Genomic DNA, 9403 nt, shown 5'->3' on the forward strand with positions numbered 1-9403 from the left:
ATGCAGCGTCATGTTGGGGCGCTATTAGACGCCGATTTGACGGAGTGAACGTATAAGGACCGAATGTTCCATGAACAGCGACGAAAATTCGTATCGATCGAACTTTGGGGCGCTGACGGCCGTTTTTTTCATTTTGGCTCAAATTCAGCGCCCATAAAGTCTTTATGTAGCGAACACGGTCTTTATTGCATCAGTTAGCAACGCTTGTTCCCCCGGACTACGGGGTGAATTCGGCGGACTCTTGAGGCAACCTGTTGCTGCACTGGCTTAGTTCCTCTGTAATAAGGCACGCAGGCTGGTGATGAAGCAGACAAGTCGGCCGTTTTGTTGACGTCAATATTGTCCGAATATGGGCTTAACTCGTACATGTAAAGCTCAAAAGATTGCGCAGTGTTTCTTTTTTTCGTAAGGTACCGGAGTAAGCTGAACATTCGCATGAACGTCCGGCGATGCCAAATCGATTAATTTTTCCGCTTCAGCTCCAAAAACCGCCAACACTTTCCAAACAGAAGCGTTATGATCAGTGTAAAGCGAATATCCAATAAATGGAGGAATGCAAAGTGGAAAATGCGCTGCAGGCAACCGTTATCGAAAACATGGGAGTACTCGATTTAACAAGCAAGAAAACAGACGATTTGTCCGGAATATCCGAGATTAGAAATGTAGGCGTGATTTTAGCGCCGCAATTTTTGATGGACGCCTTGCTGAAAGTTCCGCAAAAAAACGTCGGCATGACGGTGACGATTCCGGATACGCCCGGGAAAATCAAATTGTTGACGGGGCAGCTGACGCTCAGCGGAGAAATTTTCGCCAATAGCGCCGGTTCGGAAGAAGATATACTCGTCATCGCCGGCCAGACGATCATCACGTCGCCGATTGAGAATGTAGGCTTTAACGAAATTATTATCGCAGGTCAGCTGATTGCCCCCAAAGTGAGCGAGGCTGCCCTTGCCGGTGCCGTAACGAAGCTGGCGGGACAAATCGCCTATTACCATTCGCAATTGCCGCGCTTGTTTTTGGGTAACGATTCGTTGCCGAAGGCGTTTTTTTGAGCTTATCGACGAACCGATCTCCATGCTGCTTGTCGGCAACTTCGAAATTGCGTCCGATGTCGACGCCGCTTTGTTCAAGCAGAAGGTAACCGAATTGATCGTCATGGGCAACGTTTCCGCCTCTAAAGAGCTCATACCGCTTTTGAAGCTGCTTGCCACCACGAAACTGGGCAATATTTCCGCAAAAGCCGATGCAGACGCTCCAAGCGAGCAATGAGAGAGCAGCTGTTTCGGGACTTGTACGCCGCCCACTCCAGACAGCTGTACTCCTACTTGCTGGGACGCACGGGCAATCGCGATTCGGCTGCCGATTTGCTGCAGGACGTTTTTCTCAAAGTATGGAACCGGATCGAGCTTGTAGCGCATATCCCCAACGAAGAACGGATCTACTGGTTGTTTTCCGTCGCTACGAATCGTCTGACGGATTACTACAGATCGGTGTCGTACCGGAAAAAAGCGGAGCAACAATTGCAAGCGGATTGCCGCCGCGATGACGGGGATTTGTCGGCCGTCCTGGCGGGCCGGGAGCGTTTTCGCGAGCTTGAATCGCATATCATGGAGCTCCCCGAGGAGCTGCGCTGCATTTTGCTCATGAAGGCGGCCGGCGGGATGAACAGCAGCCAGATCGGCCGCGCGCTGCACCAGCCGCCCGGAACGATTCGCTATAAAATCGCACTGGCTCGCCGTCTGCTTGCCGATAAGCTCGGGTTGCCGACAAAAGAAGAAGCGGGGAAACGGAGGGAACGCAATTGGCAAAAAAGCACCCCGATATAAAGCTGCCGCCCGAGACGGACCGCCGGCTTGACCGGCTTCTCGCCGAGTGGGCGGAGCACGTCGCCGCGGACTTGGCACCGATGGAACAATCCTTGCCCGAAATCATCGTAATTGCGGAAGATATGGGGTATGACTGGTGGCGGCAGTTGTTCGACCGCTTCCCGCTGAATGGCGCCGGCGCGTATCCGCTTTGGCCGCTGCACGAAGATCAGTTTAGCGCGTAAGGATAGTTCGCCGAATGGCGACGCAAGGCGGGCGCACATGCGGGCCGAAGGCCCGGTGCGCCCGCCTTTTGCTCGTAACCCGCAAGTGTGTTATCATTTTGCCATAGATTCGAGGAAGATGCTGGGGTGAACGGAACGTTGCTGAATTTATTGATTCCGCGGCTGCAGGTAGCCACAATTTACGATATCGACTTGGACGGGCTGGCGGCATCCGGCATTCGCGGCATCATTACCGACTTGGACAATACGCTCGTGGGAGCCCGCGACCCCGATGCGACGCCGGAGCTGATCGACTGGCTGGAAAACGTGAAGCGGCGCGGCTTTCAAGTCGTGATCGTGTCGAACAACAACTTGGCCAGAGTGCAGGCGTTTGCGAGTCCGATCCGCGTTCCGTTCATCCACAGCGCGCGCAAGCCGACGAACGCCGCGTTCCGCAAAGCGCTGCAGCTCATGAAGCTGCGTGCCGAAGAGGCGTGCGTCATCGGCGACCAGATGATGACCGACGTGCTCGGCGGCAACCGGATGGGGCTGTTCACGATCCTCGTCACGCCGATCTCGCCGCAGGACGAAGGCTTTTTCACCAAAGCCGTCAACCGGCGTCTCGAACGCGCGGCGCTGTATTGGATGAGAAAATGACTACGGAGGCACTATGACTCATCACGAAACGGACGACGAAATGATCCACTGCGCCGGATGCGGCGTGAAGCTGCAGCTGGACGATCCGGGCAAGCTCGGCTACGTGCCGGAGCAGGCTTTGCTGAAAGAGCCTGTCATTTGCCAGCGCTGCTACCGGATTAAACATTATAATGACGCGTCGGCGATCACGCTCAATCAGGACGATTTTTTGCGGCTGCTCGGCCATATCGGCAGCACGAAATCGCTGGTCGTGAACATCGTCGACATTTTTGATTTTGAGGGCAGCATGATTAGCGGGCTGGCGCGTTTTGTCGGGGGCAACCCGGTCCTGCTCGTCGTGAACAAAATCGACCTGCTGCCGAAGGTGACGAATTTGAACCGGATCGTCAACTGGGTGCAGAAGCAGGCGAAGCAGCTCGGGCTGAAAATCGTCGACGTCGTGCTGTGCAGCGCGAAGCGCAATCTCGGCTTCGACCGTGTCATCGAGGCGATTGGCGAGCACCGTGACGGCTGCGACGTGTACGTTGTCGGGGCGACGAACGTCGGCAAATCGATGCTCATCAACCGGCTCATCGCCGATTTCAGCGATTTGGAGGCCGAGCTGACGACGTCGCAATATCCGGGAACGACGCTCGACATCGTAAAAATCCCGCTCGACGACGGCAAGTCGATCATCGATACGCCGGGCATCGTCTACAAGCACCGCTTGACGGAGCTTGTGCCGAAGCGCGATTTGGCGCGGATTATGCCTGATCGCACGATCAAGCCGCTCGTATTCCAGCTCAACGAGCAGCAGACGCTGTTTTTCGGCGGGCTGGCGCGGTTCGATTTCGTCAAGGGCGAGCGGCAGTCGTTTACGTGCTACATCGCGAGCGGATTGAAGGTGCACCGCACGAAGCTGGAGCGCGCGGATGAGCTGTACGCCGAGCATCTGGGAGAGCTGTTGACGCCGCCGCGCAAAGAGGACGCGGGCGAGCTGCCGCCGCTGACGAAGCACGCGATCAGCATCCCGAAAGGCGGCAAGCACGACGTGCTTATCTCCGGGCTGGGCTGGATCAAGCTGAACAGCGAAGCCGGTGCGCAGCTTGTCGTGCACGCCCCGAAGGGCGTCAAAGTCATCGCCCGGGACGCGCTTATTTAAACGGAATTGAGCCGCGGTTGGGCTGCATTGGAAATCATCCAATCCAAATCGCTCGTTTCGATGAAGTCCGCAGCTTGGTTGGAAAACGTCCAATGGAATCGTTTGTTTGTGGGCGGTTGCGGGCTATTTTCGGTTAAAGCATTGGATAAAATCCAACCAACGTCTTCTATCCTTCGCCTAAAACGATAAAACATTGGACGAAATCCAACGTCTGTAAAGCGGGAGAAAGGGAAGTGCCGCGAGTCCGAGCGTCAACTTGAAACGTTCGTGTTGGCAGCTTTGGTGCGAATCGGCAAATCGCAACGACGGTTACGGAGTTTCTTGCCGCCGGAAAGCAAACGGGAATTGCATGGGGGGAAGAATATCGATATGGTAACGGCAGCGGGGAAAACGGATCATCCGGACATTGACAGCCATACGATCGTATACGGCGTGTTCGGCGATCCGGTTCGCCATTCCAAATCGCCGATTATGCTGAACCGCGCCTTCCGCGAGGCGGGAATCAATGCGGTTTACGCGGCGTTTCACATTTTGCCCGCGCAGCTCGGCGACGCCGTCCGCGGCGTGCGGGCGCTCGGCTTCCGCGGGATCAACGTCACGATCCCGCACAAGGTCGAGGTCATGCAGTACCTCGACGAGATCGACGAAGGCGCCCGCGTCATCGGCGCCGTCAACACGATCGTGAACGAAGGAGGCCGGCTCGTCGGGTACAACACCGACGGCATCGGCTACGTTCGTTCGCTGCGCGAGGAGACCGGCATGGACCTCGCCGGGCGACGGGTCGTGCTGCTCGGCGCCGGAGGCGCGGCGCGCGGCGTCGGCTATGCGTTGGCGCGCGAAGGCATCGCGAGCCTGCGCATCGTGAACCGCACGGCGGAGCGTGCGGTGGAGCTGGCGGCGGCGCTTTCGGCTTATGCCGATTGCGCCGGAGCCGGGATGGACGGCGCCGCGGCCGCCGTCCGGGACGCCGACGTCGTCGTCAACACGACGTCGGCCGGCATGCACCCGAACGTTGACGACGTGCCGCTCGATCCGGACCTATTGCATAGCGGCCTGATCGTCAGCGATCTGATCTACAATCCGCTCAAGACGCGTCTTCTGGCCGAAGCGGAGCGGCGCGGAGCGAAAACGCACGGCGGCCTCGGCATGTTTATTTATCAAGGCGCATACGCTTTCGAATATTGGACCGGACGCCAGGCTCCTGTCGCCGCCATGCGCGAGACGGTTCTCGAAGCGTTCGGCGCGCGGGACTAGCCAACTTTAACCCATTTATACGATAGCTTGAAGGAAAAGCTGAGAAGGAGCCATTCATCCATGCTCACAGGCAAACAGAAACGGTACTTGCGCTCGCTCGCGCACCATATCGACCCGATTTTCCAGGTCGGCAAAGGCGGCGTCAACGAGCACATTATCCGCCACATCGAAGAGGCGATCGAGAAGCGCGAGCTGATCAAAGTGTCGGTGCTTAACAATAACGACGACGACCGCGAGGAGATCGCCGAGCAGCTCGCCGCAGGCGCGGGCGCCGAGCTCGTGCAGGTCATCGGCCGCACGATCGTGCTCTACAAAGAGTCGCGCGATTACAAAACGATCGAGCTGCCGCAGTAGTCAGCGCTGCCCAAGGGGGAAGGGGCGAGCAACCGATGCAACCGAACGAAAACAACGAGGCCGGCCGCCCGAATAAATACGAAAATACGGCTGAATTGAACGTAACGTTGCCGCTGAACGAGGCCGGATCACCATCGGCGCCGAACTTGTCCGGGCAAACGGGCGCATGGTACAAGGCCGAGCATACGGGCGCATGCCGTATGGCCGAGCAAAAAGGCGAACGGCATAACATGGCCGAACATTTGGGTGAACGCCATTTGGCCGTGCATACGGGCGAGCGGGATTTTCCCAGCCTGCCGTGCGCCTCCCATGCAGCTGTGCATGAGGGTTTGGCGGAAGCAGTGGCAACTTTGCCGGCACAACCGTTTGCATCGCGCAGCGTGGGGATTTGGGCGGCACGTTCGACCCGATCCACATCGGCCATCTCCTTGCCGCCGAAGCCGCTCGCGAAGGTGCCGGCCTGGACGAAGTGTGGCTGCTGCCGGCGAACGTCCCTCCGCACAAAGCGGATGGCTCGCGCACGGACGCCGAGCATCGCTGGCGCATGGTATGCGAAGCTGCCGCCGGCAACCCGCACCTGCGCGCTTCCGATTTGGAGCTGCGCATGGGCGGCGTCTCGTACACGATCGATACGGTGCTGCTGCTGAAGGAACGCTATCCGGGCACCCGCTTTTCGTTCATCATCGGCGGCGACATGATCGCTTATTTGCCGAAATGGCACCGCATCGACGAGATCGTGGAGCATATCCGCTTCATCGGCCTGCAGCGGCCCGGTTATCCCGACCCTGGATCAGGCTTGCCGGAGACGCTGCGCGGGGCGGTGACGATGGTGCCGATGCCGGCGGTGGACATTTCCTCCACCGGCATCCGCGAGCAGCGCCGGCAAGGCCGGTCCGCGCGCTATCAAGTGCCGGAGGCGGTGTATCGCTATATGGAGGTGAACCGGCTGTATGAACAGGACACGTGAACAGCTGATGGAAGCGGTGAAAGCGCAAATGCCGGAGCGGCGCTGGCAGCATACGCTCGGCGTGATGGAGACGGCCGTGAAGCTTGCCAAGCAGTATGGCGCCGATCCGGCAAAAGCGGATATGGCGGCCATTTTGCATGACGTATGCAAGTTCTGGCCGGTCGAGAAGCAGGCAGAAACCGTTCGGCTTAACCCCGAGCTGCCGCAAGACATGCTCGATTACGACAAGGAGCTGTGGCACGCGCCCGCCGCCGTTGCCGTTGCCAGAGACGAATACGGTGTGACCGACCCGGAAGTGCTGGACGCGATTTTGTACCATACGTCGGGCCGGGAGCGCATGACGCAGCTCGACAAAATCGTGTGTCTGGCCGACTACATCGAGCCAGGCCGCGATTTTCCAAATGTGCATAAGATTCGGGAAATCGCCGAATATAGTGTTGAGAAGGCGCTTGTCGCCGGCTTTGATTCGACGATCTCATTCCTGCTGCAGCAGGGCAAGCGAATATATCCTTTGACAGTATTGGCCCGCAACGGGCTGCTGATAGAAATCAAAAGTACTGGAGGCTGAACGAATGAACAATTCCCCGGAGCAAGTAATGTCCCTTGCAGTAGCCGCAGCAGAAGACAAAAAGGCGTATGACGTCGTAACCCTCGACCTGAAGGGCGTGTCGCTCATTGCGGACTATTTTGTCATTTGCCACGGCAATTCGGAGACGCAAGTGCAGGCGATCGTCAGCGAGGTGCGCAAACGGGCCGATGAAGCGGGCGTGCGCATCCGCGGTTTGGAAGGGATGGAGACGGCGCGCTGGGTGCTGCTCGACCTCGGCGATGTCGTCATGCACGTCTTCCACAGGGACGACCGGGAATATTACAATATCGAACGTTTATGGTCCGATGCAAAGGTTGTGGAACGGGTATGACGGACGAGACATCCTCCGGAAAACGGTTCGGCCCCCGCGCGGCTCCCCGGCTGACGGCCAGCGCGTCGATGGACGCGGCAGCGATACGCCCCCGGACAACGGCGGCGGGCACACGGGCGGCGGCCGCTGGGAAGGCCGCCGCGAGCGCTCGTTCGTGCGCTTGAACGAGCTGCGAGACGGCGGCTCCCGCTCCGCTGACACTGCGGCGGATCGCCCCGGCGCCGCCTCCCGCTCGGCGCAGCCGCTTCGGCGCGCCAGGTGACGCTCCTGAGCGCGCCCAGTCCGGCGCTGACCGCCCGCGTGGCGGTGCATCCGGCCGCGGCGGCGTCCCCTCGCGCGACGGCGTCCGCCCTACAGGTGCCGGCCGCAAGACGTCGCCGCGCTCGGGCTGGCCCGGCGATCGCTCTGTAACGCCTGACGGCGCTCGGGGGTCGCACACCGGCTCGCATCAGGGCGGCGGAGGGCGCTCCGCCTCATCCGGCGCTCGCGGCCGAGGGACGCGCATGGACGGCCCCGCGGCCTCCGGCGGCCGCCCGCCGTCATGGCGCTGCGCGCCCTGCCGCGCCTGCTCCCGGCGTGCCGCGCCTGCGCGCCGGCGAGGTCGTGACGCTGGACGTTGCGCGCGAGGTGTCGCCGAATGGCTACTTTTTGACGGATGGCCATCAGGACGTACTGCTGCATTATAGCGAAATTACGGATCCGATACAGATCGGCGACTCGATCGACGTCTTTTTGTACCACGATACGGAAGACCGGTTGGCGGCGACGATGCGCCGGCCGAAGCTGCTGTCCGGTGAAGTCGGGCTGCTCGAAGTGGTCGACATTCATCCGCGCTACGGCGTTTTTCTGGAAATGGGACTCGGCCGCAACTTGCTGCTGCCGTATTCGGAGCTTCCGGAGCTGGAGGAGCTGCGGCCCCAGGTGGGAGACTCGGTGTTCGTGACGCTGGCGAACGACCGCTCGGGGCGGCTTATCGCCAAGCTGGCCGGGGAGGCGGATCTCGCCCCCAAATGCTTCCATGCGCCTGACGACTGGCGCAACCGCTGGGTGGACGCGCGCGTGTACAAGCCGCTGCAAATGGGCACGTTCGTCGTTTGCGAGGGCGGAGTGCTCGGCTTCGGCGCCATTGGCTTCATTCCGGCCCCGGATCGTCCGCGCCTGCTTCGCCTCGGCGAGCGGGTGCGCGTCCGCGTCACGTTCGTCCGTGAGGACGGCCGCGTCAACTTGTCGCTGCGCCAGCAGAAGGAGCTCGGGCGCACTGAGGACGCCGAGCGTTTGCTCGAATTTTTGCGAGGCCGACCGAACGGCGCGATGCCATACTCCGACGAGACGCCAGCCGACGTTATCGCCGCCAAATTTGGCATCAGCAAGGCGGCCTTCAAGCGCGCTCTCGGCAAGCTGATGCGCGAAAACGCGGTGTACCAAAAAGGCAACTGGACTTACCTGGCAGCAGCAGACACTGGCGCATCCGCGAGCGACGGCGTCCCGCCGCAACCGGAAGCGTAACACGCGCTGGGCACTGGAGCGAAGCAGCCATGATAGCATAGGGTCTTTTAGCTGGAATGTGAACGACTTAAGCAGTCTAGCAACTGCAACCTAGGTATTCTGGAAATTATGCTGCTATGTCTCGCTGCCGCTCCCGTCACTGCAGCACTACATATAAGGTAATCATGCAGCTACTGTAGCTCTTGTTACGTTAGTCGCTACGAACTGGCTATGATTACTTTCATGTATCGGATGTTGCAAGCAAGTTTACTATCAATACTGCCGCGGCGAACGTTTCGTATGAAAACCGCGTTGCGCCCGCCATGATCGGTGTTGCGAATTTCCAAACCCGGAGCTTACTCCGGGTTTGTTCATGGCTGTCATCGAACAGGATGAGGCCGATCAAACACTGACGGAAATAAAGGAATAGCGTTCCGTTATTTTTAAGAAATGGGCGTATTCGCTGAACATAGCGGAACGCCGTTCCGCTATGAGGCCAAAAATGGATTGGAGTGCTCCTGAGCGCGTTGTTCGAGCGCCAGCACGCCTTCGCGGCGGGCGATCGTAGCCATGTCCACAATTTCCTCGATGACGAC

The 9403-nt window shown here is 59.4% G+C and carries 12 protein-coding genes and 1 pseudogene; 12 read left to right on the top strand and 1 reads right to left on the bottom strand.

Annotated features, from left to right (window positions below):
* Positions 1 to 560: 560 nt before the first annotated feature.
* The 12 genes from SD70_RS27465 (at position 561) to SD70_RS27525 (ending at position 8828) form a co-directional block, all read left to right on the top strand.
* On the top strand, positions 561 to 1052 hold the full coding sequence (locus SD70_RS27465; RefSeq protein WP_041051546.1) for a hypothetical protein: 492 nt from the start codon (positions 561 to 563) through the stop codon (positions 1050 to 1052).
* 22 nt (positions 1053 to 1074) lie between these two features.
* Positions 1075 to 1269: a hypothetical protein gene (locus tag SD70_RS27470; protein ID WP_041051547.1), complete on the top strand. Its 195-nt coding sequence runs from the start codon at positions 1075 to 1077 to the stop codon at positions 1267 to 1269.
* On the top strand, positions 1266 to 1826 hold the full coding sequence (locus SD70_RS27475) for an RNA polymerase sigma factor (protein WP_041051548.1): 561 nt from the start codon (positions 1266 to 1268) through the stop codon (positions 1824 to 1826). Before SD70_RS27470 ends, SD70_RS27475 begins: the two co-directional genes overlap by 4 nt.
* Positions 1802 to 2050, top strand: a complete 249-nt coding sequence (locus tag SD70_RS27480; protein ID WP_041051549.1) for a hypothetical protein — start codon at positions 1802 to 1804, stop codon at positions 2048 to 2050. The genes SD70_RS27475 and SD70_RS27480 overlap by 25 nt, the downstream gene beginning before the upstream one ends.
* 138 nt (positions 2051 to 2188) lie before the next feature.
* The gene (locus tag SD70_RS27485; RefSeq protein ID WP_041051568.1) at positions 2189 to 2686 is read left to right on the top strand and encodes a YqeG family HAD IIIA-type phosphatase; all 498 of its coding nucleotides are present in this window, start codon (positions 2189 to 2191) and stop codon (positions 2684 to 2686) included.
* Between the two features lie 13 nt (positions 2687 to 2699).
* Positions 2700 to 3827, top strand: a complete 1128-nt coding sequence (yqeH, locus tag SD70_RS27490) for a ribosome biogenesis GTPase YqeH (RefSeq protein ID WP_041051550.1) — start codon at positions 2700 to 2702, stop codon at positions 3825 to 3827.
* A 369-nt stretch (positions 3828 to 4196) separates the two neighbouring features.
* Positions 4197 to 5081 carry a shikimate dehydrogenase gene (locus tag SD70_RS27495; protein ID WP_041051552.1) on the top strand — a complete coding sequence of 295 codons (885 nt, stop codon included), beginning with the start codon at positions 4197 to 4199 and terminating at the stop codon, positions 5079 to 5081.
* Positions 5082 to 5141: 60 nt separating this feature from the next.
* The gene (gene yhbY / locus SD70_RS27500; RefSeq protein WP_041051553.1) at positions 5142 to 5435 is read left to right on the top strand and encodes a ribosome assembly RNA-binding protein YhbY; all 294 of its coding nucleotides are present in this window, start codon (positions 5142 to 5144) and stop codon (positions 5433 to 5435) included.
* Positions 5436 to 5823: 388 nt separating this feature from the next.
* Positions 5824 to 6402: a nicotinate-nucleotide adenylyltransferase gene (gene nadD, locus SD70_RS27505; RefSeq protein ID WP_231571593.1), complete on the top strand. Its 579-nt coding sequence runs from the start codon at positions 5824 to 5826 to the stop codon at positions 6400 to 6402.
* Positions 6386 to 6970, top strand: a complete 585-nt coding sequence (gene yqeK / locus SD70_RS27510; protein ID WP_041051557.1) for a bis(5'-nucleosyl)-tetraphosphatase (symmetrical) YqeK — start codon at positions 6386 to 6388, stop codon at positions 6968 to 6970. The genes nadD and yqeK overlap by 17 nt, the downstream gene beginning before the upstream one ends.
* A 4-nt stretch (positions 6971 to 6974) precedes the next feature.
* Positions 6975 to 7322 carry a ribosome silencing factor gene (gene rsfS / locus SD70_RS27515; protein WP_041051559.1) on the top strand — a complete coding sequence of 116 codons (348 nt, stop codon included), beginning with the start codon at positions 6975 to 6977 and terminating at the stop codon, positions 7320 to 7322.
* A gap of 576 nt (positions 7323 to 7898) precedes the next feature.
* Positions 7899 to 8828, top strand: coding sequence for a CvfB family protein (locus tag SD70_RS27525; RefSeq protein ID WP_041051562.1), 930 nt, complete (start codon positions 7899 to 7901; stop codon positions 8826 to 8828).
* 476 nt (positions 8829 to 9304) lie between these two features.
* Here the strand turns inward: SD70_RS27525 and SD70_RS38735 are convergent.
* A pseudogene (locus SD70_RS38735) lies at positions 9305 to 9403 on the bottom strand (motility protein A); the annotation flags it as partial.

Source organism: Gordoniibacillus kamchatkensis (genome assembly GCF_000829455.1).
Classification (GTDB): domain Bacteria; phylum Bacillota; class Bacilli; order Paenibacillales; family NBRC-103111; genus Gordoniibacillus; species Gordoniibacillus kamchatkensis.